This window comes from Litoribrevibacter euphylliae, assembly GCF_042646085.1.
In the GTDB taxonomy this organism is placed as follows: domain Bacteria; phylum Pseudomonadota; class Gammaproteobacteria; order Pseudomonadales; family Litoribrevibacteraceae; genus Litoribrevibacter; species Litoribrevibacter euphylliae.
The window spans coordinates 460,502-484,435 of record NZ_JBHRSZ010000007.1; the positions used below are offsets into that span (position 1 = coordinate 460,502).

At 47.9% G+C, this 23,934-nt stretch carries 17 protein-coding genes; 9 read left to right on the forward strand and 8 right to left on the reverse strand.

The annotated features are described in order from the left end of the window. The first annotated feature begins 138 nt into the window (after positions 1–138). Positions 139–954, forward strand: coding sequence for a substrate-binding periplasmic protein (locus ACFOEK_RS17270; RefSeq protein ID WP_386722719.1), 816 nt, complete (start codon positions 139–141; stop codon positions 952–954). Positions 955–978: 24 nt separating this feature from the next. On the opposite strand, the gene ACFOEK_RS17275 is transcribed toward ACFOEK_RS17270, so the two are convergent. The 3 genes from ACFOEK_RS17275 to ACFOEK_RS17285 all read right to left on the reverse strand — a co-directional run bounded on the left by ACFOEK_RS17275 (position 979) and on the right by ACFOEK_RS17285 (position 5,370). Next, positions 979–1,347 (reverse strand): cupin domain-containing protein, encoded by a 369-nt coding sequence (locus ACFOEK_RS17275; protein ID WP_386722720.1) that lies wholly within the window; start codon positions 1,345–1,347, stop codon positions 979–981. Between the two features lie 21 nt (positions 1,348–1,368). Continuing rightward, positions 1,369–4,083, reverse strand: coding sequence for a LuxR C-terminal-related transcriptional regulator (locus tag ACFOEK_RS17280; RefSeq protein ID WP_386722721.1), 2,715 nt, complete (start codon positions 4,081–4,083; stop codon positions 1,369–1,371). Positions 4,084–4,254: 171 nt separating this feature from the next. Then, the gene (locus ACFOEK_RS17285) at positions 4,255–5,370 is read right to left on the reverse strand and encodes a DUF2156 domain-containing protein (protein WP_386722722.1); all 1,116 of its coding nucleotides are present in this window, start codon (positions 5,368–5,370) and stop codon (positions 4,255–4,257) included. 291 nt (positions 5,371–5,661) lie between these two features. Between ACFOEK_RS17285 and ylqF the strand changes: the two genes are divergently transcribed. Then, positions 5,662–6,585, forward strand: a complete 924-nt coding sequence (gene ylqF, locus ACFOEK_RS17290) for a ribosome biogenesis GTPase YlqF (protein WP_386722723.1) — start codon at positions 5,662–5,664, stop codon at positions 6,583–6,585. A gap of 4 nt (positions 6,586–6,589) precedes the next feature. Here the strand turns inward: ylqF and ACFOEK_RS17295 are convergent, their stop codons facing one another. The 3 genes from ACFOEK_RS17295 to ACFOEK_RS17305 form a co-directional block, all read right to left on the reverse strand. Beyond that, positions 6,590–7,153 (reverse strand): DUF4136 domain-containing protein, encoded by a 564-nt coding sequence (locus ACFOEK_RS17295; protein ID WP_386722724.1) that lies wholly within the window; start codon positions 7,151–7,153, stop codon positions 6,590–6,592. Between the two features lie 245 nt (positions 7,154–7,398). Beyond that, positions 7,399–7,593 (reverse strand): PA3496 family putative envelope integrity protein, encoded by a 195-nt coding sequence (locus ACFOEK_RS17300; RefSeq protein ID WP_386722725.1) that lies wholly within the window; start codon positions 7,591–7,593, stop codon positions 7,399–7,401. A 286-nt stretch (positions 7,594–7,879) separates the two neighbouring features. Next, complete coding sequence (locus ACFOEK_RS17305; RefSeq protein ID WP_386722726.1) at positions 7,880–10,786, reverse strand: EAL domain-containing protein; 2,907 nt, start codon at positions 10,784–10,786, stop codon at positions 7,880–7,882. A gap of 316 nt (positions 10,787–11,102) precedes the next feature. On the opposite strand from ACFOEK_RS17305, the gene uvrD reads away from it, so the two are divergent. The 3 genes from uvrD to ACFOEK_RS17320 all read left to right on the forward strand — a co-directional run bounded on the left by uvrD (position 11,103) and on the right by ACFOEK_RS17320 (position 15,121). Then, the gene (uvrD, locus tag ACFOEK_RS17310; RefSeq protein WP_386722727.1) at positions 11,103–13,259 is read left to right on the forward strand and encodes a DNA helicase II; all 2,157 of its coding nucleotides are present in this window, start codon (positions 11,103–11,105) and stop codon (positions 13,257–13,259) included. Between the two features lie 45 nt (positions 13,260–13,304). Continuing rightward, on the forward strand, positions 13,305–14,414 hold the full coding sequence (locus tag ACFOEK_RS17315) for a TRAP transporter substrate-binding protein (RefSeq protein ID WP_386722728.1): 1,110 nt from the start codon (positions 13,305–13,307) through the stop codon (positions 14,412–14,414). Between the two features lie 128 nt (positions 14,415–14,542). Continuing rightward, a complete protein-coding gene (locus ACFOEK_RS17320) occupies positions 14,543–15,121 on the forward strand; it encodes a hypothetical protein (protein WP_386722729.1) in 579 nt (192 codons plus the stop codon). Positions 15,122–15,244: 123 nt separating this feature from the next. On the opposite strand, the gene hemN is transcribed toward ACFOEK_RS17320, so the two are convergent. Both hemN and ACFOEK_RS17330 read right to left on the reverse strand, forming a co-directional pair. Next, the gene (hemN, locus tag ACFOEK_RS17325) at positions 15,245–16,639 is read right to left on the reverse strand and encodes an oxygen-independent coproporphyrinogen III oxidase (protein ID WP_386722730.1); all 1,395 of its coding nucleotides are present in this window, start codon (positions 16,637–16,639) and stop codon (positions 15,245–15,247) included. Between the two features lie 105 nt (positions 16,640–16,744). Then, the gene (locus tag ACFOEK_RS17330; RefSeq protein WP_386722731.1) at positions 16,745–17,371 is read right to left on the reverse strand and encodes a hypothetical protein; all 627 of its coding nucleotides are present in this window, start codon (positions 17,369–17,371) and stop codon (positions 16,745–16,747) included. A 152-nt stretch (positions 17,372–17,523) separates the two neighbouring features. Between ACFOEK_RS17330 and ACFOEK_RS17335 the strand changes: the two genes are divergently transcribed. The 4 genes from ACFOEK_RS17335 (at position 17,524) to ACFOEK_RS17350 (ending at position 23,818) form a co-directional block, all read left to right on the forward strand. Next, positions 17,524–20,220, forward strand: a complete 2,697-nt coding sequence (locus tag ACFOEK_RS17335; protein ID WP_386722732.1) for a DEAD/DEAH box helicase — start codon at positions 17,524–17,526, stop codon at positions 20,218–20,220. A 177-nt stretch (positions 20,221–20,397) separates the two neighbouring features. Further along, complete coding sequence (locus ACFOEK_RS17340) at positions 20,398–21,171, forward strand: response regulator (protein WP_386722733.1); 774 nt, start codon at positions 20,398–20,400, stop codon at positions 21,169–21,171. Continuing rightward, the gene (locus tag ACFOEK_RS17345) at positions 21,171–22,832 is read left to right on the forward strand and encodes an ATP-binding protein (RefSeq protein WP_386722734.1); all 1,662 of its coding nucleotides are present in this window, start codon (positions 21,171–21,173) and stop codon (positions 22,830–22,832) included. Before ACFOEK_RS17340 ends, ACFOEK_RS17345 begins: the two co-directional genes overlap by 1 nt. A gap of 173 nt (positions 22,833–23,005) precedes the next feature. Continuing rightward, on the forward strand, positions 23,006–23,818 hold the full coding sequence (locus ACFOEK_RS17350; RefSeq protein ID WP_386722735.1) for a hypothetical protein: 813 nt from the start codon (positions 23,006–23,008) through the stop codon (positions 23,816–23,818). Positions 23,819–23,934 lie beyond the last annotated feature (116 nt).

Genomic DNA, 23,934 nt, shown 5'->3' on the forward strand with positions numbered 1-23,934 from the left:
TCCCGAGCACTGTCGTCCCGAAAGCTGTAACATCGGCGAACATAAAGGTAAGTAATCTAAATCGTTTTGGAATTTGGATTTTTTACTATAGTTATGAGTACGCAAGTTATATGTACTGAAACGAATCGAGTAAACGCAATGAATAAACTGCGCTTAGTGGGCTTGGCGTCGATGTTTCTGATGGTGTCGACTGCAAGCAGTGCCAATGTGTCAGTTCAACCGACGTGTGAGCGAATCAAGGCTAGCGGTAACGCTGAGTATCCTCCGTATCTATGGCGTGAGCCGGATCATCCGAAACGCTTTAATGGTGCTATCGCTTTTTTAATGGAAGATATCTCCGCGTACTTGGGGATTGAGATTGATCTTCATTACGAGGGATCGTGGGGGCGGGTTCAAGCGGAAGTAGCTGCAGGTTATATCGACATGATTACCGGAGCATTCTTTACAACGCCGCGAGCCGAGTACATGGATTATATCTACCCTGAATTTCAGGGAACCAATACAGCCGTATGGGTAAATAAAGACAAGACGTTTGCTTATAAAGAATGGAAAGATCTGATTCCTTATCAGGGGATCACTGTGATCAATAACAGCTTTGGCGAAAAATTCGATGAGTACGCAAAACAGTATTTATCCATTGAAGAGGTGGGCCAACTAAATCAAGGCCTGGGCATGTTGAGCCTTAAACGGGTGGATTACCTGATTTATGAAGAGAATCCAGGGTTGGCTTACATTGAGCGCCAGGGCATTACTAATCTGGAAGCGTTACCGGTTAAGGTTAGCAGTGAAAACCTGTATATAACCATCTCTAAAAAGTCGAGCTGTAACACTCCGGAAATTAAGCAAGCGCTGTCCAACATTGTTGCAAAGTTCAATCAGCAAGGACGCATGCAATGGTATTTAGATCGTGCGTTGAAGTTGTGGAAGCAGCAGCAAAAAGCGGCTCAGAAGTAACTTACCTTACGATTGTTTAAAAGGCTATTCGTCGATAGTGGATCGGTAGTTTTGGGGTTTGAACCTAGGAGTACAGACGCACAAAAAGACCAAATCCTGATCGCTTTCATTGGCGATACTCTGGGGCTCATCGGCGGGAATGACAATGGTGTCTTTTTGCGAGAGTAAGGTGCCAGCGAGTGTGCCGCTCATGATCCGGCCTTCACCTTCCAAAATAGTGTAACGCTCGATGGTGCCGATTAGCTGATGCACTTCCGTTGTCACTCCGGGTTTAACGCGAGCCAACGCAATGGAACAATCCTTATCGTCGGCCGAGTTACTCAACTCAGTGATATAACAGCCTTCGTCGGTGTAGAACTCTGTCTCGGGTTGATATTTAAATAGCTTGGCCATCGGCTGCTTTACTCATGCTTCTTACTGGTTGGTTAACAGGTTTAGTTCCCGTGCTTTGGCGACGGCGGCGGTGCGATTTTTCACGTCCATTTTTCCATAGATGTTATGAACGTGTGTTTTCACCGTGGTGATGGACACAAACAGTTGGTCGGCAATTTCTTGATTCTTCAAGCCTTCAGCAATCAGCCCAAGAATTTGATTTTCACGTTTACTCAATGGTTCGACCAATTCAGAGGACGTAATGATTTTGTCGCTGTTGTTTAGCAATGACTCGGCAGTGACTGCCTTTGTGGTTTGAGTGTGGTCTATGAATCGTTGCTGATGTTGCTCAAAGGTGGTCAGCAACAAGTCGACATAGTCTGGGTTTGATGCATAGGGGCGAGCCATTTGCAGCAGTGGGCCGATGTGTGGGCCCTCATCCAAAAGTAACTGAGTAAACCCATGTTGTTCACACAACAGTAAGGTGGTTTGTAGGTACTGCAAACACTGCTCAAAATCGTGCTGGTCTGCGGCGCAGGTGGTCAAGGTCGCTAAGGCTTTGGCCTGATTAAGTACCCGGTGGCCATCTTCCGCGTGGCGAAGAATGTTCTCGCACAGCTGCTGGCAATCCTGATGACGGCCCACTGCCAGATAGATCTTGGCTAAAAACAGGCGCTCCGATTCGGATAAGAAGTCTGTTCGATCTTTTAATTCGATTTCGTTATTGCTAAGCCATTCATTTAAAGGGGCTTCTCTCTGATGAATCATAGCGTCAAGCAATAGCAGACTGCTTAAACGAGGAAAAGAAAACGGCCAATCATCCGGTAAGTGTTGTTGCTGAACCAACAAGCCTTGTTGCAGTAGGTGCTCGCTGCGTTCCATCTGAAAGTTGCAACGATAGATGTGCGCTGCGATGGCGTAGATAGGAATGATTTGAAATGGGTCTGTGGTGTCTGGAATATAGTTCAATAAGGTCTGAACCCGTTCCAGGGCTTCAGGCAATCGGGCTTGTTCTCTGAATATTAAGGCGCGCATGCCGTCGATCCACGGTGCATAGGGTGAGGGTACCGGTAACTGCGCGTGCCAGTCCTCCACTTGATCCAGTAATTGCAGGGCGTTATCGAGCTTGCCTAAGATCATGTAGGTGGGAATGAGATTGGATATGCCGATCAGCACGGGAAACGGAAGCGCATCGTGCATGCCTTGCCGAATAATGGCTTCGGAAAGGTGCATGGCTTCGGTCAGCTTACCTTGATGAATCAACGCATGACACATGGGCATTTGCGCAAAAAGATCGAGATGTTCGGTTCCTGATGGCGTTGCCAGCGCGGTTTTTGACAGCGAATGAGCGCTTTGGAAATCGCCTCGGAACATGGCTACGAACGATTCCATGATAGTGATTTCTTTACCGGTGTCTTCTAAGTCGGACTCAGTCAGTTCCGCTTCGGCCTGCTTTTCAGGGGAGTTGCGATAAATTTCCAGCTGTCGTTTCGCTTTATCAAGGTGCTCCGCAGCTTCTTCTGTGTGGCTGTTCGTGAGAAAGATGGCTGCCCGTAACAGAATTAAGCGTGGTCGATCCTGCTGCATGTCATTCGGCAGAATTCGCAACCAGCCATCGACGGTCATGTGTTCGCCGTTGGTGAGCTTGGCTCTGGCTTCCAGATTCATCAATCGAGTGATGCGTTGCCAGTCCTTGAGCGGAATGCATTGGTCAATGGCACGAGAAATAAAGCCATTGGCTTCAAACCAATCAATAGCACGACGTCGATGACGTTCGGTCACTTGGTTGTGGCTGTTCAAGGCCTCTTTAAAGAGATCATGAAAGCGCCAGGTTTCTCCGTATTTCACCAGAAACAGATTCTTTTCATTCAGCTGTTCGATGAGGCGATCTGAATGATCAATCTCTAATACCGCATCACAGAGCTGCGGGTGCAGCCAAGGTAAAAATGCGGTGTTGAGCAAAAAGTGCTGCAGTTCCGGTGGTAAGGTCGCCAGCACTTCATCGTCGAAGAAGGATATGGGAGTGCTTAAATCCAGGGTATGTCGCTTTTGAGCTTCCTGATCGAGCACAATCGACAAAAGTTGAATCCCTGCAGGCCAACCTTCGGTTTTTTGATGGACGTTCTTGAGCGTGTGTGATGTCACCTGATGATCCACCAGATGCGTCAGATAAGCTTCGCTTTCTTGTTCGGTGAATGCCAGTTGTGCTTGGGTAAGCTCCAGTATTTGATGCTTTGAACGGCGTCTCGACAACTTTAAGTCGGGATACACCTGACTGGTAATCACCACATTGAGGTTAGTGCTCAGAAAATCCAACAGCTCATTCAATTGGCTAAGAATGGTGTCATTGGTGATGCATTGAAAATCATCAAGAATCAGAACAAAAGGCGTTTGTTGTGTATAGGTTGTATCGCTGCTGAGGGCTTCAAAGGCGTTAATGATGGTGCTGGGGCAATGCTCGGCAATGAGTTCCGGTGTCAGCTCGGGCAGTGAAATGCCTTGATGGGATAGGGCTGAAAAGACATAGCGCCAGAAGCGACCGGGGTCGTTGTCTTTATGATCGAGCGTGAGCCAAGCAAAGTCCCGCGCACTTTGTGCCAACCATTGACTGACCAAGGTGGTTTTTGAATAGCCGGTCGGTGCCGCCAATAGAATGAGTTGACCACCCTGAGAGGTATTCAGTCGTTTAATCAGGCGTTCTCGCTCGACCAGATTATGGAAATGGGCGGGCGGCGAGATTTTTGTTTTTATTAGCATACTTCGTAACGCGCTATTGATTCTTGTGTTACTTACCATATCAAACCTTAGTAGTGACGCCTATGAGGTGGACAAAAAAATGCGCCATGTGTCTAAATCAACACCGGCGCGAAGAGGCAATACGAACAATTTAGGAGTATTACTTTTTGGAAACTTCGTTAATTCAATGGACTAAATGAGATTGCTGAGTTTAAAGCAGGCTAAGAAAGCTTTAAGCGGTAAGGCTTTGCGGCTGGCCACATAGGTGGTGTGTTCTTCCCCCCGAAAGCGCTGCTTAGTGAACTGAATGCCCTGGAAATTATAGAAACGCTGACCAAAGCGTTGGGTGAGCAGAAACATCCGGGTCAGTGGTCGGGACGAACGGATACCAGGCACTTCGTCGGTGTTTGGCCCCTTGAGATGCAAGGGTGACAAGCCAAGGTTTATGAGCTTAATCCCTTCTTTTCGGAACTGTTCCAAGGCGACCGCCATGATGGCGTAGAACAAGCCTTGTTTGAATAAGTGATTGGCGCGCGAAATATTGGGCACATAGCCAATGACGTTGCCCTGTTGGTAAATCGGATCAAAGTGCACAAAGCCAATAGGTTGTAAGTCTTTGTAACCATAGAAACGGCGCACGTCTTTTTGATAAGGCATGTCTTTTGGGCGAATTAAGAAACCAATTTCGTTGTTCTTACAGCGGCGGGTACTTAGCCAGCTATCTGAAACGTAATCGTCATGGAGATGAGAAAAGGTCTCCATGATTTTGATGCCGAGCTTATCGGCTTGATTGAGTGCCGTTCGAAAGATCTGTTTCTTCTTGCCTTTGAGTGACCAGGATGCCAATGGAATAACCGTTTCCTGACCAAATTCGGTGGTGTACATATTGAATTGTTGCGCCAGGATCTGGGCGACCGGTGACGTGACTTGGACAAAACTGGTGCGTTTGGGTGATGCTTTCAGGAACTCTGCAATGAGCAGCACCTGCAAATGCGGTGGACAAATTGGGTCGGACAACACAACTCGTTCTCCAAGGGCATCACGGTAAGCGATAAATCCTACGCCGGGTAAATCAAAGTACTGCATGTTTGGTTGCAGTGTTGAATACGACATGCAATGACCGCCGTACGCTTCCAGCCAATGAATACGTTCTTCCTCGGAAAAAGCAGGAAGATCTTCCGTGGTTGATGTGCGGGCATGAGTTCGCGGAAAGGTCAGTACCTGAGCAGATACTGAGCTCGTGTTCGTAATTGGATCGCGAGCGTTAAGTCGCGATGTATTGATCGAATCTTCCAGTAACGTCTCCATGAGTCGTCCCTCTATGTCGTATGTTCTCTGATTGATGCCCGGTGATCTTGTGGATAAAGGTGTCTAATGACTGAATCACCGACTAACGACATCGTTTTTTTATTGTTATTAGGGGCTGTTGTAGTGAGATCTTAGGTAGATCTTTCATTATGTGACCATACTAAAACGGGATAAGGATGAGCTGATCCTTCCAAAGGTGGATATTGGTTGGAAAAAGGATGAGTTTTCGCTGAGAAGGGTTTTCGGTAGAATGCCTGCTTCGATAGAAGTTCACCATCTGTAGGGAATGTTATGGCTATTCAGTGGTATCCCGGGCACATGCACAAGGCCCAGAAAGAAATTCGTCAGATCATGCCGCAGGTGGATTTGGTCATTGAAGTGTTGGATGCTCGAATTCCCTACAGCAGCAATAACCCGATGGTGCCTTCATTACGAGGCGAGACGCCGTGTATCAAGATTCTAAACAAGAGTGATCTCGCTGACCCTGAAAAGACCAAAGAATGGCAGGCTTATCTTGAATTGGAACAGGGGGTGAAAACACTCGCTCTTACCGCCGAAGAACCTTCACAGGTACACCAGATTTTGGACCTGTGCCGTAAGATGGTGCCGCAAAAAGAGAGCTCCTTTAAACCGATCAGCACCATGATCATGGGCATTCCTAACGTGGGTAAATCCACTCTCATCAATACCTTGGCTGGAAAAGTGATCGCCAAAGTAGGGAATGAACCTGCAGTGACCAAGCGTCAGCAAAAAATCAATCTTGGCAATGGCATTCTGTTATCCGACACTCCGGGGATTTTGTGGCCGAAGTTCGAGAACCCGGACAGCGGTTATCGCCTGGCGGTTACCGGTGCGGTAAAAAACACCGCCATGGAATTTGAAGATGTGGCAATGTACGCCAGTGCTTATTTGCTTCGAGCCTATCCTGAGCGTGTCCAGGAACGCTATAAACTTGATGAATTACCGGGCAGTGATCTAGAGCTACTCGAAGCGATTGGCAACAAACGCGGCTGTCGTCGTTCCGGCGGCATGGTGGATCTACACAAAGCGTCTGAAATTCTACTGAATGAACTGCGTTCCGGCATGTTGGGTCAGGTAACCTATGAAACGCCTGAGATGGTTCAAGCCGAAGAAATCAAAATGGAAGAAGTTCGCGCTCAAAAAGAAGCCGAGAAAGCTGACAAAGCCGCTAAGCGTAAGAAGCGCCGACGCTAATGCGTTAGAGCGCTTTTTCCTCTTTTAAAGATTCCTTCGGCGGAAACGCCTTCATTAGTTCAGTGATTGCCAGACCAATTGTTTCTTCCCTTTCTTGCGGCGTTGCGCCTTCACTGACCCGTGAACCCACGATTCCTCGCCACTGTAATTCATTGGTTGTTCCGTCGTGAATGTCTACGATGATCGAGCCGTATTGGTATTCGTCGACATAGGTTTCGTATCTGGCGTGGCTGCAACCAACCCAAGGGCATCGGTGATTATAGAAACGATGTACGTCGATTTTGGGCTCTACCAGAAAAAAATAGGAGATGTGGAAGTCGGCGGTTTTGTTTTCGGTTAAGTTGAATCCTTTGGCTTGTAGCTCTTTATTCATCGCGTTTACGATGCGTTGGCGGGTTAAGTCGCTGTCGTAAGGGTCTTTGGGAGAAATGTCAGCCAGTTGCCAACGATAGTTTTTCCAGTGGTCGGTGGTGAGTTTCGGGTTGTAATCCGTAGAGACATTGAAGGTGGAGCAAGCACTTAGTATCAGCGCCAGACACAGAGTAAAACAGAGTTTGATGGCACGCATGAGTCGACCTTATTTTGGTACGAAAAACCCGTTAAATCAGGTGAGTATATTACTAAGGTTAGTCCTTATTTTTGGCGGAAGGTTTCATTAAATAACAAAGAAAACAGCAAGAAAGCAGGGACAAGAACACTAGCCAACACCAAAGATTGGAAAATGATCCTTAACACTCACAAACCTGGCAACATCAGGGGTGTGATTGCAATCACGCAGAGATCTAATGATGTGCGGTGACTGTATTTGCGAAGTTACTCGTCAAATGGGAATTCTTCGATTTGATGTCGAAGTTCCTGTTGTTCACGATAGAGCTCAATGGATAAGCGAGCGGCACGCATTTTCTTGCACTTCTCCTGCTCACGCGCTTTTTTACCGTCTAGCTCCACATGCATACTTGCGTTCAGTATTTCGGTTTTCACTTCGCTTACTTTTTCGCCATTGATCATAGTCGGCCTCCTTGGTGATCAATAATTCGAAATTTTAAAAGCTGAATTGTGACGGTCTTATGTAATCTCTATTACTTTTTAATACCAATGGATTGTATAAAAATCAAACATTATGCTGATTTTTAATTGATCTCTGTGAAATATTTCCTTCTTTTCTTACAAAAAGCCCGGTAATAGGGAATCAGCGGTCGTTTTCTAAAGGCCGTTTGAAAAGATGTTGGTGCGAAGATGAATAGAAGTTGGTTGCTTTGTGAGCGGTTTGAAGTCGGTGATTGAGTACTTTTTATTAGGCGGCGAAATTGGCCAGCATGGTTTGCATTTGATCATTCGTAAGTGGACGACTGACCAGATAGCCCTGGATGAGGTCGCAGTTTTGATCTCGCAAGAATTCACGGGACTCGATGGTTTCAACCCCTTCGGCAATTACGCGTAAATCCAGGCTATGGGCCATGGCAATAATGGCCTTGGTGATGGCGGCATCGTCCTGATTGGTGTTGATTTCACGAATAAAGGATTGGTCGATCTTAAGAATGTCGATTGGGAATCGCTTAAGGTAACTCAGGGACGAATAGCCGGTGCCAAAGTCGTCGATGGACAGACCGACGCCAAGGTCACGGATGTCCTGAAGCTGGCTGATGGTAGTTTCGACATCGTCCATCAATAAACTTTCGGTGATTTCAAGAATCAGGCGGTCCGCTTCGAGATTGGTTTCTTTGAGGATTTGCTTCAACAGCGCCATAAAGCCGTCGGCTTTCAATTGCTGGGCGGACAGATTTACCGAGACTTTGAGATCGCCAAAACCTTTCAAAGACCACCAACGCGCTTGCTGACAGGCGGTTCGCAGTACAAATTCCCCGATCTTATTGATTAATCCGGTTTGCTCGGCCAGAGGAATAAATTTGGCCGGAGGAATGAGACCGTGTTCTGGGTGGTTCCAGCGAATTAATGCTTCAGCGGATTCAATGCAATTGTCTTTAAGATTCTGTTTTGGCTGATAAAACACCTCAAACTGTTGTTTGACCAGTGCATTATGTAATTCATTTTCCAGATGTAAACGTTCAGCTGAACTGTCATTAAGGTGTTCAGAGTAAAGATAGAAAACGTTGCCGCCCATGCCTTTGGCCTGATTTCGTGCCAACTCGGCTTGGTTCATCAAGGTATGCATATCTTTGGTGTGGTTCGGGGTGATGCTGATCCCGATACTGGCTGACAAGATTAGGTCTTTATCTGAAATATTGACCGGTAGATTGAGCACTTCAATGGCTTTACGTGCCTTGGTTTGGATCGCTCTCAGATCGTCTGAGTATTCAATGGCAATGGCAAATTCATCACTGTTGTAGCGAGACACGGTATCGGCATCGCTAAAGATCTGGGACAGGCGTTCGGCGGCAGTACGTAGAACCTTGTCGCCAGCATTATGACCAAAGGTATCGTTAATCAGTTTAAAGCGGTCGAGGTTGATCAGAAACAGCGCCAAAGGGCGTTCGGTGCGATGGCTGTGTTGCATTGAAGCGTGTAGACGATCGAGAAATAGGTCTCGATTCACCAGACCGGTGAGCTTGTCGTAATGCGTCAGGTAACGCAGCTTGCGGTCGATTTCTTTACGCGCGGTGAGATCCGACAGCAAACAAATGTAATGCGATGGTAAGCCACTCTTATCACGGACTAAATTAATCTTGAGCCACATTGGGTAGGCCGACCCGGACTTTCGGTAATCGGTGATTTCGCCTTGCCAGAAGTCGTTATGGGCCAGCTCACGACCAATGGCTTTTAACGTTTCCAATTTCTCTACCGAGTCGTCCAGATCCACGGAGGTTTTGCCGATGACTTCGTTCAGTTCATAACCCGTCATGGTGATGAAGCTGTTATTGACGGTCATAAAGCGGAAGTTTTGGTCAAGAATGGCAATGGCTTCAGTGGTGTTTTGGAATACGATATTCCCGAGACGTAACTTCTCGGTATGCTCCATTTCTCGGGTTACTTCACGGCGCGTACCCAATATCCGGGTTGCTCGGCCTTTTTCATTCCACTCCACCGCTTGTCCGGAATCTTCAAACCATAACCAACCGCCGTCCGGCTGACGAATACGGTAACGCACCAAGTATTGCTCGGTATTGCCGCGCATGTGTTCAATCAAGGCTTTGCGGGCGGCACGAAAATCTTCGTGATGGGTGTTGGCTTTCAGGTGTTTCAGGAATTGGTTGGTGGTGGTGTTACTGCTGCCAAACAACTTGTGGAAGTGCGAATGGTAAATACAATCGTTTTCAAGATCCCATTCCCATAAGCCTAGTTGGCTAACTTCCATCGACTTGGAGAGGCGATTCTGGCTGTCCAAAAGTTCTTTGGTGGTGTTTTTATGCAGCGACATTTCCTGCTCGAGCAGGTGGTTGGTTTGTTGCAACTCTTGCGTTCTATGATCGACGGTTTGTTCCAATTGCTCATGCGCGCGCTTGAGCTTTAATTCTGCCGCTACTCGCTGTTGGACCTCTTGGATCAACTCCTGATTAAGCTCATCGGATTGGGTCATTGCATGTGTAAGATTATTAATCAGCGCCTCTTTATCCGCGCGATACTTGAGCGCGATCACGGTAGAACGATTGATGCGTACGGCACTGTAAAACACGAATACCGAGAACAATCCGGCGACAAAAATTAGGTTGCTGTGAGCAAAATCCTGGATGTTCACCAGATGAATAAAAGGCGCGGCTAGAATAGCAACGGCAAAGCCGATGAACGCTGGCATATAGGCCGAAAAGGCGGCCGTAGAGTAGACGGCTAGTGACGCAATTAAACTGAACAGTAAGGCTTGATCATTGGTTGAGGTGGGATTGATAGCAAAGAACATCCCGCCCCAAGCTAAGCCTGACAGCGCTGAACCCAGAGTCGCAAGAATACTCTTGGTGCGCATAGCGACTTGGCGATTATTGGCGATGAAAGAGTAGAAGCCGAGTTGGCCTAACGGTAAACAACATTGCAATACCAACCAGCCAATGGTGACCGCCGGAGGAAGATGATGCCAAAAGGTAACCACGACAACCAAGCTGGCCAGTAACGACAGGGTGTAAAAGGCCTTAGACTCGACTGCTAACCGTTTTAGCTGAGCCTTAAGTAGCTGACTTTCACCGGAAGGCGCTTCGTCAGGCTGGGAGACATCATTTACTGGTGCCGTAGTTGCTTGATTTAGTGATTGCATAAGCTGAAATCTGGCTATTCGTCTTTGTGTGCTGGTGGCCGATCTGGTTTTGTTAGATACTTGTCGGCTTTGTATGTAGTCTCGGATTATCTGAGTAATCTTGGGCTACTAAGTTATTAAGCAGTAAGTCACTGCACCAAAGACATAGTTATTATTTGTCTTCAGGATAATGACTGAATTCTCAGTAGTTGTAAACTTATGTAACTAGATATTCGGATGAAGTCGAAGAGTTTTTTATAACTGCTTGAAAGCAATGGAAAATAAATCGTAAAAATTCGCCAAAAGTCGATAACTCGGCAGGAACCAGTTCTCAATTATGGATATTAGCCATCTCTTAGATCATCTCAACGACGCTCAACGTCAGGCCGTTTCTGCAGAACAGGGCAGTGCACTTGTGCTGGCCGGCGCCGGTTCGGGTAAAACCCGTGTGCTTGTACACCGTATCGCCTGGTTAATGCAGGTAGAGCATGTGTCACCTTATGCCATCATGGCAGTAACCTTTACCAACAAGGCGGCTCGGGAAATGCGAGGCCGTATCGAAGAGATTTTAGGTACGTCGATTCAAGGGATGTGGGTTGGCACCTTCCACGGGTTAGCGCATCGTTTGTTGAAATTGCATTACCAAGACGTGGGCTTACCTGAGAACTTTCAGATTCTGGATTCCGATGATCAATTGCGTTTGGTGAAGCGTATTCTGCGTGAACAGCAGATGGATGAGTCGCAATGGCCACCGCGTCAGGTGCAGAGTTACATCAATTCGCAGAAAGACGAAGGGCTGCGTGCTGATCATATTCCGCCGTCTTATGATCCTTACTACAACCGCATGATCGAGTTGTATAAGTCCTATGAACAAGCCTGTGAGCGCGGTGGCATGGTGGACTTTGGCGAGTTACTGCTGCGTTCTCATGAGCTTTGGTTAAAACGCCCGGATGTATTGGCTCATTATCAGAAGCGGTTCAGCAACATTCTGGTGGACGAATTTCAGGACACCAACACCATCCAATACGCTTGGTTGCGTGTGTTAGCGGGCCAAAACGTTCATTTAACGGCGGTTGGGGATGACGATCAGTCCATTTACGGTTGGCGTGGTGCCAAGATCGAAAACATTCGCCAATTCCAGACCGACTTTGCCGGCTCGGATGTCATCCGCCTGGAGCAAAACTACCGGTCTACTGGCAATATTCTGAACGCCGCCAATGCGGTGATCGAGAACAACCCGGATCGTCTTGGCAAGAAGCTGTGGACGGACGATGGTGAAGGCGAGTTGATTGACCTCTACGAAGCCTTTAACGAACAAGAAGAAGCGCGTTTTATTACTGAGCGCATCGACGAATATCAGGCCGATGGTCATCGTCTGGATGAAATTGCCATTCTTTACCGTTCGAATGCGCAATCGCGAGTACTGGAAGAATCTTTATTGCGCTCCGGTACTCCGTACCGTATTTATGGCGGTCAGCGTTTCTACGATCGCTTGGAAATCCGTAATGCCATGGCGTATTTGAGACTGCTGTCTAATCGTCATGATGATCCCGCCTTTGACCGAGTATTGAATGTCCCCGCGCGAGGCATTGGCAATAAAACCGCGGAGCAGATTCGTGATTTTGCCCGTCAGCAAAATGTGTCTCTATGGCATGCGGCCAATGAAATGTTATCGCTGAAACTGTTATCGGCTCGGGCGGCGAACGCCTTGGATGGTTTTATTCAGCTGATTGATCAGATGTCGCAACACACCGACGGCTTACCACTTGATGAGATTGTGAGCCAAGTGGTTGAGCGCAGTGGCTTGATCGAACACCACCTTAAAGAAAAGGGCGAAGCCGGTCGCAGTCGTGTGGAAAACATGCAGGAGCTGGCCAGTGCCGCCAAGCAATTCCGTAATGAAACCGAACATTCCTCTGAGCTGGTGGCTTTCCTCGACAGCGCCGCACTGGATGCCGGTGATACGCAAGCCAGCGAATACGAATCGGCGGTGCAAATGATGACTTTGCACTCAGCGAAAGGCTTGGAGTTCCCATTGGTGTTTATGGTGGGTATGGAAGAAGGTTTGTTCCCGCATAAGATGTCGGCCGATGAGCCGGGCCGTTTGGAAGAAGAGCGCCGTTTGGCTTATGTTGGCATTACTCGTGCCATGAGTAAGTTGGTACTTACTTATGCGGAGAGCCGACGGCTGCATGGCAAAGAAAACTTCAATCGCTTATCGCGGTTTGTGAATGAGATTCCGAGCGAATACGTACATGAGCTACGAGTGAAAACGCCGATTACCAAGCCTGCCGCTTCTGGGCTAGGCTTGTCGGCCGGACAACCGGATTCGACCTTGATTCCGCTAGGGCAACGGGTCTATCACGAGATCTTTGGTGAAGGCATTGTATTGAACTGCGAAGGTCGTGGTGGAAATGCTCGTGTTCAGGTAAATTTTAGCGACGAAGGCAGTAAGTGGCTGATGTTGGCCTATGCTAATCTTCAGCTACTTTAGGAATTCTGAAATAAAAATAACGAATATAGAGACAAGGAGAAGCGTATGAAACGTCGTGATCTATTAACGGCGGCAGGTATTGGTGCCGCTGCAGTAGCGTTGTCAGGCTGTCAGAAGCAAGAATGTGATGAGCAGGCTGCAGCAACTACGTCCGAGAAACAAACCTTCGAGTGGAAGTTAGTGACTTCCTGGCCAAAGAACTTTCCTGGTTTGGGCATGGCACCGGAACGTTTGTCGAAGCTGGTAGATACCATGTCTAACGGACGTTTAAAGATCAAAGTCTATGGTGCTGGTGAGTTAGTGCCTGCATTGGAAGTGTTTGATGCCGTTTCTCGTGGAACCGCGCAAATGGGGCACAGTGGTGCTTATTACTGGAAAGGTAAAGTGCCTGCGGCGCAGTTCTTTACTTCCGTGCCTTACGGTTTGACTGCGCAAGAAATCAACGCCTGGATCAATTACGGTGGCGGCCAGGAGTTGTGGGAAGAAATCTACGCAGAGCATGATGTTTATCCGCTTCCTGGTGGTAATACCGGTGTGCAAATGGCCGGTTGGTTCAATAAAGAAATTAACTCCATTGAGGATCTGAAAGGTCTGAAAATGCGTATTCCGGGCTTGGGCGGTGAAGTACTTAAGCGCGTTGGTGGTACGCCGGTTAATATCCCAGGCGGCGAGTTATTCACAGCCCTGCAAACGGGGGCAATTGATGCCACAGAGTGGGTTGGCCCGTACAACGATTTGGCGTTTGGTTTTTATAAAGCGGCGAAATTCTGTTATTACCCAGGCTGGCACGAGCCAGGTTCTATGATGGAGTTCTCCATTAACAAAACTGCGCTGAATGGTTTGCCTGCTGATCTTCAGGAAATCCTGAAAGTAGCGACTAAAGCCATCAACCAAGATATGTTGGATGAGTACACGGCGCGTAACAATGCGGCATTAAGCGAGTTGGTGAACAAGCATAATGTGGAAGTTCGTCGTCTACCGGACGAGGTCTTGGCAGTGTTGAAGACAACCTCCGATGAGGTGGTTTCTGAAGTGGCGAAAACGGATCCTCTAACCCAGAAGGTGTTTGATTCGTTCATTGCCTTCCGTGACGGGGTTAGCAATTGGCATGCATTGTCTGAACAAGCCTACATCAATGCACGTTCCGGTTCTTAAGTTATAGACTTGCAGGAAAGCAGAAGGCGATCGTCGGGCATTTCTAGTCCCAGATCGCCTTTTTTTGGGCTAATTTATGGGGATGAACTACCCTTAAATTGCCTTCATAACCCATTAAGGATGATGTGATGAATACTCTTTTACGTTTAGGTGCAGTGGTATTTGCCTTCTGTACTGTGTGGTCTTCTTCAGTGCTTGCGGATACGTTGACCGGTACTTTGGTCTCTCAATGGATCAAAAGCCAACCTGCGGTGGAAGCTTTTGGTGATAAACACGAGTCCACACTTTCCCCGTATGATGCCAACATTGAAAAGCAAGGTTCGTTAAGCGATGCCTTTAAACAAGGTGTTGTGGCTCTCAAGAAAACCGGCTTGTACGGTGAGTTTGAAGATGTCATTGAGGGCTATGGCTTTGATTCGCCGGAGCAATGGTCTCAGGTGGGCTCTCAAATCATGATGGCTTATATGGCGTTGGAAATGAAGAAACAAGGCCCGCAAATGCAGCAAATGATGGAGCAAATGCAGGCGATGATGAACAACGACCAAATTCCCGCCGAGCAAAAACAAATGATGATGAATGCGATGAAACAAAGCAAAAACATGTATGAATCATCGAAAGATGTGCCTCAGGCGGACATTGATGCGATCACCCCATATTTGCCGCAACTGCAGAACCTGGGTGAAGATTCTGAACCGGCCATGCAGTAGATCTTGATTGTGCCGTAGTTCGTGACTGTAAGTCTTGGACCGTAGGCTCGGATAACCTGCTTGAATAAAAAAAGGGATCGCTTGTGATGGCGATCCCTTTTTATGTGACTTAACTCGAACGAATCAAATGACTTTTGAGAAGCGTTGTTGCAACTCTGGGTTCATGTGCGCATCAAATGCCATACAAATGGAGCGAATTAATAACCGCCCTGGTTGCATGATCTGCAATTGATCTTCGCCCAAATCTACCATGCCGTCTTCCGCAAAGTGCGCTAGTGAGGCTAATTCCTTGGCAAAGTACTCTTTGAAATTGATGTCGTATTTTTCTTCAAACTGGGTGTAATCGAGCTTGTATTGGCAAGCCAGGGTCATGATCAGTTCTTTACGCAACTCGTCGTCTTCATTGAGCTGATACCCTTTTTCCGTTGGCAAAATGTCTTGCGCCAGGAAGTTTTGATACAGCTTCAGGCCTTTGGAGTTTTGACTGTACAAGCCTTGCACCAAGCTGATCGACGACGAACCTAAGCCCACCAAATCCAGTTCATTGTGCGTGGAGTAGCCTTGGAAGTTACGTTGTAACGTGCCCGAGCGCTGTGCCACACAAAGCTCGTCGTCGGCTTTGGCGAAGTGATCCATGCCGATGTAGACATAACCAGCTTCCATCAACTTACGAATGGTTAAGTGCAATAAATCCAATTTCGTTGCGCTGCTTGGAATGGCGTCTGCATCAATGAGCTTTTGCGCTTTGAAGCGATCCGGCAAGTGCGCGTAGTTGAAAACGGCAATCCGGTCTGGATTGAGCTCCACCACCTGATCCAAGGTTTTGGCGAAGGTGTCGGTGGATTGATACGGCAAGCCGTAAATCAAATCGAAACTGATTGACTGATAACCACACCCTCTGGCCGCCTGAACAATTTCATCCACTTCTTCATAGGTTTGAACGCGATTGATGGCGTCCTGTACTTTTGGATCGAAGTCCTGAATGCCCATGCTGATACGGTTAATACCGAGCTTGCGGTAATGGGAGACTTGTTCTGTGGTCAAGGTTCTTGGGTCAACTTCGATGGAGTATTCGCCGGTACGGGTCATGTCCAGATCGAAGTACTTCTCCAGATAGCTGATCACTTGCTGGAACTGTTCTTTGGTCAGGTAGTTCGGCGTGCCGCCACCGAAGTGCAACTGATGTACGGGGCGATGCTTGAACGACGGACTGGTGATTTCCATTTCCTGTTTCAGTGCCGCAATATAAGGATCGGCCTTTTCTTTCTGTTGTGTCACGATCTTATTGCAGCCGCAATAAAAACACAGGCGTTCACAAAACGGGATGTGCACGTACAAGGAAATCGGGTCGGTAACGTCCTTGCATTGCGCTGCATGATTTAGGAATTGATCGTGCTTGATCGGAGTAAAACTCAAGGCCGTTGGATACGAGGTATATCTCGGGCCTTTCCCTTCATAGCGACGAATCATGTCATCGTCCCAATGAAAGTTAGAGAAATCAGTTGATAGTTCTGTCATAGCCCGTAGCCTCACCACATATTATGTACGGTTAATTGTAGTGAGGCGGGACTAAGGCGTTTTGATATGTATCAACGACTGAGTAAGTTTAGAAACTGTGATGCCTTAAAGGAACGACAAATACTGATTCAGCTTGCTTGTGGATAAGTTTGCCGGGTTCATACGATCGGCGATGCGCAGCGCTACGGACAGCTCATCCAGGGCTTTCTTCTCGTCGTCCGTCAGTTTCTCTGCATCGTCACTGTTCAGATAATTGGCCAGCTCGGCATTGACCGAAGAAATATCCTTTGCCAACTCACTTGGATTAGAACCATCGAGATTGTTCAGAATGGCACCAGAACGCTTCAAAATGTCGATCAATGAGTCACTGCTATCAATCAGTTTGACACGATCTGAAATGATGCTGAGGTTGTTCGAGATATTTTCTAGGTTCTTAGGCAATTCTGAATCGGCAATGCGGCCGCCCAGATTCTCGGCCTCTGATTGAGAGATAAAGCCGTAATCGTACAAACGTTGAATGAAATCGCCAGTAATACGCAAACTGCCCGGCCCGTTCGGGAAAAATTCTTCATTCAGTTTCTGAATCTTCTGCGCGCGTGTGGATAACTTGATATCGTCCTGATTATTTGCATCTTGCTTTTGCTCTGTTGCCGAGTTCGTTCCTGTGGACGTCGCAGCGCTGTTGGAGCTGTTGGTGTTGTTCACCAAATTGTTATTGAGTTGAATGGCCATGGCAAATCCTTGCAGTCTGAGCACATAAAATAAGTAGGTTTGAGACCCAGAAGCATTTTGTGTGCCGAGATCTAGGAAATTGATCGATTCACTTCCAAGATCCGCGCTTTTTGGTAATACTCCCCAGCGGGAAATTCATCGGATGACGTTACATGGAACAGTCCTTGGTACAGTTAATTGATTATTTTCGTCGTTGTTATCGGGCCGATAACTACGGTATTTCGATCAGTGATGTCACAAAAATTGCGGGCTCGCGGCAATTAGTGATCGAAGGGAATGACGAACTGGCCTGTGGTGACTTACCGAAACTGCCGTTAGTGGACGACAAAGTTGAGCCATTGGTGGCTCAGGTTGAGAAATACCAGAAAGAACGTTTGTTGGTCTACGGCTGCTTCTTTGTTCAGGGCAAGGTCAGCAGCACCGGGTTCTCGGCGTCCCGAACTCTGAATTCGCCCTTGATTTACTTTCCCGCGCGTATTTCAGCAGAAGACAGCACTTATTATCTTTCCATTGATCACTCGGATTTACGCATCAATCGCCCTTTATTACGGCAATTATTGAAACCGGAACTGGACAGTGCTGCGCTCGAAACCTTTCCATCGATGACTTGGCCGATTGCCATTGAGGATGTAGCACTGTTATCCAAGTGGCTCAGAGACAACACCGTTGTTGTCGAGAGTGAGGAAGTCGGGCGCTGGCCGAGACTGCAAAGCTTATCGACAGAAGTGTCCAAGACGGTGTCAATCGTCAGTGCCTGTTCGTTGATTTTGGCCGAACGCTCCAAAGGGTCACGAGGGGTGTTGCATGAGCTGAATCAGTTGGTGAATACGAATTACCTGTCACCGGCGTTGTCTAGTTTATTGGGCGGGCAGCCTGCAGAGTTTCTGGCAAAAGCCAGTGAACCGGATTTGATACCCGGATTGCTCAGTCAGCCGCAATTAACCGCGTTGAACAATGCGGCCGCTGAAACGGTCAGCCTGATTTCCGGACCACCGGGGACCGGAAAAAGTTACACCATTGCTGCAGTTGCTATTGATCGCATGTTACATGGTGAGTCGGTGCTGGTGGTGTCGAAGAGCGAGCAGGCGATTAATGTGGTCGGTGAGAAGCTGCTTGATGCGTTTAATCTGAAACAAGGCTATGTGCATACGCCGGAGCGTAACTTCCAAAAATCGATGAAAGAGTATTTGGACGGGGTGCTGTCGATGGGGGTGACCCCGAAAGACAACCCAGAAGAAGTAAAGCAAGCGTTAACCAAGGTGAGACATACCTTGGATCAGGCATCTCATGCGTTTCAACGCAAACTGCGCTTGTCTCGTTGGATCAGCTCACACTTAGCACAGACCTCCGGTGATTGGTGGCGGACGTTAACTCGACCTTTGTTACAGTGGCTAAGCGGCTGGTCATCGCCTTCGGCATTATGGCAATACCCGCATCAGGTTGGGCAATTACAAGCCGAACGCGAAGCTTTATGTGCCCAATACATTAATGCTTACCGGGAACAGCAGTTACAGGGCTTGTTAGACAATAAGCGAGGTGAGCTGTCGAAGTTTCTACAAGCGTTGAAAGCGAGAAATTCAAAGACGCAAAAAGAACGCTTCGATCAAACAGATTTTGACACCGTATTGGATGCCTTTCCGATCTGGTTGGTGAATGTTAATGAATTGAATAATGTGTTGCCGCTACGGCCGGACATGTTCGATGTGGTGATTTTCGATGAAGCCACACAATGCGACATGGCGACGGCGATTCCTGCGTTACAACGGGCCAAACGCGCGGTGATTGTGGGGGATGGCAAGCAATTACGGCATGTCTCCTTCGTATCGAGGCGAGAGCAGCAGGCGTTGTTTGAGTTCTGTCAGCTCGATCCGGCGTTGGAGCAGCAATACAGTTATCGAGACCAGTCGGTGTTGGATATCGCATCCGATGCCATTCAAAGCCAGAAAGCGGTGTGCCTGTTGGACGAATATTACCGGGGCAAGGCCGATTTAATTTCTTTCAGTAACGCCCATTTCTATCAGGATCGTTTAAAGGTGATGCGCAGTCGTCCGGGCGAATTGATTGAACCGGCACTGGGTTTCACCAAAGTCGACGGTGAGCGGGCGCGTACCGGTAGGAACAGCGAAGAGACACAGCGCATTCTGCAACACATTCAATCGGTGATTGAGGAATGTGCGGATGCACTGTTGAAGCCGAGCATCGGAGTTTTGTCGCCGTTTCGTGAACAAGCTCAGTTTCTGGAGAAAGAGATTCTAGCTTCCTTATCGGACGACACCATTCAAGCGCATAAATTGCGGATCGACACGCCTTATGGTTTTCAAGGTGAGGAGCGTGACCTGATGCTGTTGTCGATGGCCATTGATGATCGTTCAGGGCGAGCGTCGGCGTATCTCAATCGTGAGGACATGTTTAACGTGGCGGTGACGCGCGCCAAAGAACGGATGCAGGTGTTCTATTCGGTTGACCCTAAACAGTTATCCACAGACAACCTGTTCCGTCGTTACTTGGAACACAATCATCTGCCAAACGCCAACATTGAAAGTGATGAAGCGCGCTGCGAGTTCGCCAATTCGCTGGCCCAGTCGTTGTCTTCATCCGGTTATCAATGCTGGTTAGGGTTTGAGATTGCCGGGGTGGAAATTGATGTGCTTTGTCAGAAAGATGGGCGCTTACTTGGGGTGGACTTGATTGGCTTCCCTGGCGATTTTCAGGACTTTTACGATGTGGATACTTACAAGAGTTTGTTCCGCTCGGGCATCAGTGTCTTGCCTATGCCGTACAGTGCCTGGCTTCAAGATCAACATGGCTGCCTCAATTGCATCGACGAGTATTTTTCACAAAGCCTCTAGTGGGGTTCCTTGCCAGGTGATGTTTCTCGTTGAGCTTTTTAGCTCGTTAACTGTGTCTGTGTCCAAAACTGTCACACTTTGAACAGGGTACTTTGGCAGCGTTCATGGCACCATTAGTTCGGTACAAACAAGAGTGTTGTGTAAAGAAAAGCGCAGTATAAACAAGATTGAACGATTATGGATAACTTTGCATTGGATACGCCGGCCTATCGACTATTGCTGGTGGAAGACGATCAGGAATTAGCGGGCTTAATCCGAGAGTTTCTGATAAAGAGTGGCTTCGAGGTCGAGCACCTAAGTAATGGTGCCGAAGCGGCGGAGTACATTCTTCAACAGCAACCGGATCTGGTGATCTTGGATGTGATGTTGCCTGGGCTTTCCGGGATGGAAGTATGTAAGCGCGTTCGGCCTTCTTTCTTACAACCCATTCTGATGCTGACGGCGCTGGATGAAGACATGGATCAAATGCTCGGGCTTGAGCTCGGCGCGGATGATTATGTGATTAAGCCAGTAAAGCCGAGATTGTTGTTGTCGCGAATTCGTGCCTTGTTACGTCGTGTGGAGACGGATCGTCAAATGGCACAAGCCACGTCACATACAAGTAGTCACCAAGCTTCGGCAAGCGCATCGCCGATAACTTCTTCCCACTCGGATTGTTTGGTGATTGATCTCAGTGCCCGTTCGGTGGTGTGTTGTCAGTCGCTGGTTACTCTGACCACAGCGGAATTTGATCTCCTGGTATTGTTGGCGGAACATCAGGGCGAAATCGTCTCTCGTGATGACATTGTTCGTAACTTACGAGGCTTTGATTATGACGGCTTGGACCGTTCCATCGACCGTCGTATCTCGCGGGTACGAAAGAAGTTGGGTGATGATTCTTCTGAGCCAAACATCATTAAAACCATTCGCGGTAAAGGTTACCTGTTAAGCCTGCCGGTGGAGATGTGCTAGTGATTAAAGCCTTTTTTCGTATCTGGATTCTGGTCTTTATTCCCTTAGGGTTCTTATTGTTCTCGGAATCCATGAATCCGATCAAAATGATGAATCACTGGTTTGTTTCGGATCGAGTTAACGAAACCTTTAAAGGTACTTTTTACCTGATCGAACAGCGCTTGGCCGCGCTGCCTGAAGAACAGTGGCAGGCGGAGATTCATGCCTTGGCCGATTACTTTGGCTATGAGCTGTATTTATTGTCTCAAGAGCAAATTCAGCAGGCGGAGCAGGATGCCTCTCAAGCACAGGTCGGGGTGGTCTTGAGTGAGGATAACCAAACCGCTTTATTAGCCTTGCCGCCGAACGAAACCTTGTTGATCTTGGCGGATAATGACAGCGATGTCTTGGTGAAACGGCTTGATGCTTCTTCCTGGTGGCTCTATATGATGCTGGATGAATCGGAGTATCTCGACACCTTGAACCAGAGTCGAGGCACTTTGCATTTGTTGATGGCGCGTTTTCAAGAAACGGATTCGTCCTATTGGCCGGTGTTGATTGCTCAACTGCAGCCGGAATTTGGTTTTGAGCTGGCTGTTTCACCCTTGAGCCAGTTAGGGCTTTCCCCTGAGCATCACCGCCAGTTGCTGGAACAGGGCATTGCATGGTCGCTGAAGGAGGACGCATCAACCGTCATTTATCAGCGCTTACCTGATCAACATACTGTTGAAGACCCGATGATTTTAGTGGCTGATCGCATTCCGTTACCGGGGCCAGAATTAACCATTCTGGCGCTGGCCTTGATCATTTTGGTGGGCAGCATCAGTTTGGGCATCTTCCTGTTTATCTTCGTGCTATGGCGAGAATTGAATCGTCTAAAAGCGGCGACGTCGGAATTTGGAAAGGGCAATTTGCAGCATCGGGCGGAAGTGAAGAAAGGCTCGATGATTTCAGAGTTGTCTCAGACTTATAATCGTATGGCCGATCAAATTGAAGGCATGATTCAAAGTCAGCGGGAACTCACTAATGCCATGGCTCATGATCTGCGTACGCCTTTGTCTCGGGTGAGTTTCGCCTTTGAAATGTTGCAGTCGGCGGATACCACAGAAGAAGAGCAAGCGCGTTATCGTCAAAGCATTGCGTCTGGCATTGATACTCTGGATCACCTGATTCAGCAGATTCTGGCCTTGTCTCGCTACAGCCGGGTGGCCGATATTACTCAGTTTCGTGAGGTTGCTTTTGCAAAGCTGTTGGAGCAAGAAATTGTACAGAGCCGTATTGAACATCCGCAACTTAGCTTTGATTTGAGTGTAGCGCCAGAACTGAGTGATCAACTCATCAAGCTCGATGCCAGAGCCATGGTTAGGTTGGTGAACAACCTGCTGGCCAATGCCTGCCGGTTTGCGGCGTCCAACATTCGCGTAACTCTGACAGTTGAAGGAAACTCTTATCTTCTGAACGTGGACGATGATGGTCCGGGCATTCCTGAAAGTGAGCGTTATGCGGTGTTTGAACCCTTTAAACAACTCAATAACGAGCAGCGTGAAGTTTCAAAAGAACATGGTCTGGGGTTAGCCATCGTCCAGCAAATTATCTATTGGCATCAAGGGCAAGTGTGGGCGGAGGAAAGCGATCTAGGTGGCGCGCGTTTCTGCGTTCGTTGGCCCATATTGTGCCCATGACACCTCACATTATCCTTTTGGGAGCGTTGAGCTTCATTAAACGCTCTTGTCACATTCTGTCCATTAATTGCGGCTTTTGTCCCAAAAAGGCTACAGACCACAAGCCTGTGAATCGTCATCATCACCTTGAATAGCGTAATCGAATAAGCGCTTTAGCAAGCAAGGAGAATAGAATGAAAACGGTAAGTATGATGAAGGTGTTTAAAAAGCCACAATGGATGAGGAAAGACGTAGGGCCGTTCTGGTTATCGGCGCAGTGTTTTAATGGACTGTGTTTCAATGCACTGTGTTTTAGTGGGTTGCTGGGGATGGGTTCAGTGGTTCATGCAGATACCATGGATATGTCGTCGAATGACGCACAACTATCCTTGGGCGCCTCGGCAGGTGTGCTTGGCGTTGGGGTGACGGCAACCGGAACGACCGATTGGCATGTGAAAAGCGGTGACCGTATTCAATGGCGTGCGATGATCAGTGGTATGGATCTGGAAGTGGACGATGGTGATATCGAGTTTTCGGACATTGAATACGAAGATACGGATTATTCGATTACGGCGATGCAGTTAGGCCTCGATTGGTATCCAATCGCATCACAAGGTTGGACGGGCGATATCTTTTTCTCTGGCGGTTTGATGTATGTGGATACGGACTTTACTGCTAACGCCGACATGGATAAGCGCTTCAGCGTTGGTTCTACCACCGTTAATCCTGGTGACATTGATGCACTGGAAACCGAGGTTGAATCCAGCGGTGTGTTGCCATACATCAGCTTGGGCTGGGGCAACAAGATTACCGGTGAAGTAGGCTTCGACTTTATGGTGGAGCTCGGGTTGGCTTATCAGTTGAATGATCCGGATGTGAAGCTGGTGGCGGTTGATCCTACCGGGCATTTAAGCGCTGGCGATTTGGATGACGAGGCTCGTGACATTGAAGATGAAGCCGGTGGCGTTCAAGCGTTTGGCACCATCACCGTGGCGTATCATTTTTAACTCGTACCGCTTAATTTGTACTGTTTCTTACGTTGTAACTGCCTTTAGTAGTGTTTTTTGTGCCAAAAGTAAAACGCTCCCAATGGAACAAGACCATGGGAGCGTTTTTACATATC

Excerpts from the sequence above, each read along its gene's own strand:
- ACFOEK_RS17330 (WP_386722731.1), bottom strand. The coding sequence starts at position 17,371 with ATGGCCATTCAACTCAATAACAATTTGGTGAACAACACCAACAGCTCC.
- ACFOEK_RS17295 (WP_386722724.1), bottom strand. The coding sequence starts at position 7,153 with ATGCGTGCCATCAAACTCTGTTTTACTCTGTGTCTGGCGCTGATACTA.
- ACFOEK_RS17275 (WP_386722720.1), bottom strand. The coding sequence starts at position 1,347 with ATGGCCAAGCTATTTAAATATCAACCCGAGACAGAGTTCTACACCGAC.
- ACFOEK_RS17315 (WP_386722728.1), top strand. The coding sequence starts at position 13,305 with ATGAAACGTCGTGATCTATTAACGGCGGCAGGTATTGGTGCCGCTGCA.
- ACFOEK_RS17300 (WP_386722725.1), bottom strand. The coding sequence starts at position 7,593 with ATGATCAATGGCGAAAAAGTAAGCGAAGTGAAAACCGAAATACTGAAC.
- ylqF (WP_386722723.1), top strand. The coding sequence starts at position 5,662 with ATGGCTATTCAGTGGTATCCCGGGCACATGCACAAGGCCCAGAAAGAA.
- hemN (WP_386722730.1), bottom strand. The coding sequence starts at position 16,639 with ATGACAGAACTATCAACTGATTTCTCTAACTTTCATTGGGACGATGAC.
- ACFOEK_RS17305 (WP_386722726.1), bottom strand. The coding sequence starts at position 10,786 with ATGCAATCACTAAATCAAGCAACTACGGCACCAGTAAATGATGTCTCC.
- ACFOEK_RS17320 (WP_386722729.1), top strand. The coding sequence starts at position 14,543 with ATGAATACTCTTTTACGTTTAGGTGCAGTGGTATTTGCCTTCTGTACT.
- uvrD (WP_386722727.1), top strand. The coding sequence starts at position 11,103 with ATGGATATTAGCCATCTCTTAGATCATCTCAACGACGCTCAACGTCAG.
- ACFOEK_RS17340 (WP_386722733.1), top strand. The coding sequence starts at position 20,398 with ATGGATAACTTTGCATTGGATACGCCGGCCTATCGACTATTGCTGGTG.
- ACFOEK_RS17285 (WP_386722722.1), bottom strand. The coding sequence starts at position 5,370 with ATGGAGACGTTACTGGAAGATTCGATCAATACATCGCGACTTAACGCT.
- ACFOEK_RS17270 (WP_386722719.1), top strand. The coding sequence starts at position 139 with ATGAATAAACTGCGCTTAGTGGGCTTGGCGTCGATGTTTCTGATGGTG.
- ACFOEK_RS17335 (WP_386722732.1), top strand. The coding sequence starts at position 17,524 with ATGGAACAGTCCTTGGTACAGTTAATTGATTATTTTCGTCGTTGTTAT.
- ACFOEK_RS17350 (WP_386722735.1), top strand. The coding sequence starts at position 23,006 with ATGAAAACGGTAAGTATGATGAAGGTGTTTAAAAAGCCACAATGGATG.
- ACFOEK_RS17280 (WP_386722721.1), bottom strand. The coding sequence starts at position 4,083 with ATGCTAATAAAAACAAAAATCTCGCCGCCCGCCCATTTCCATAATCTG.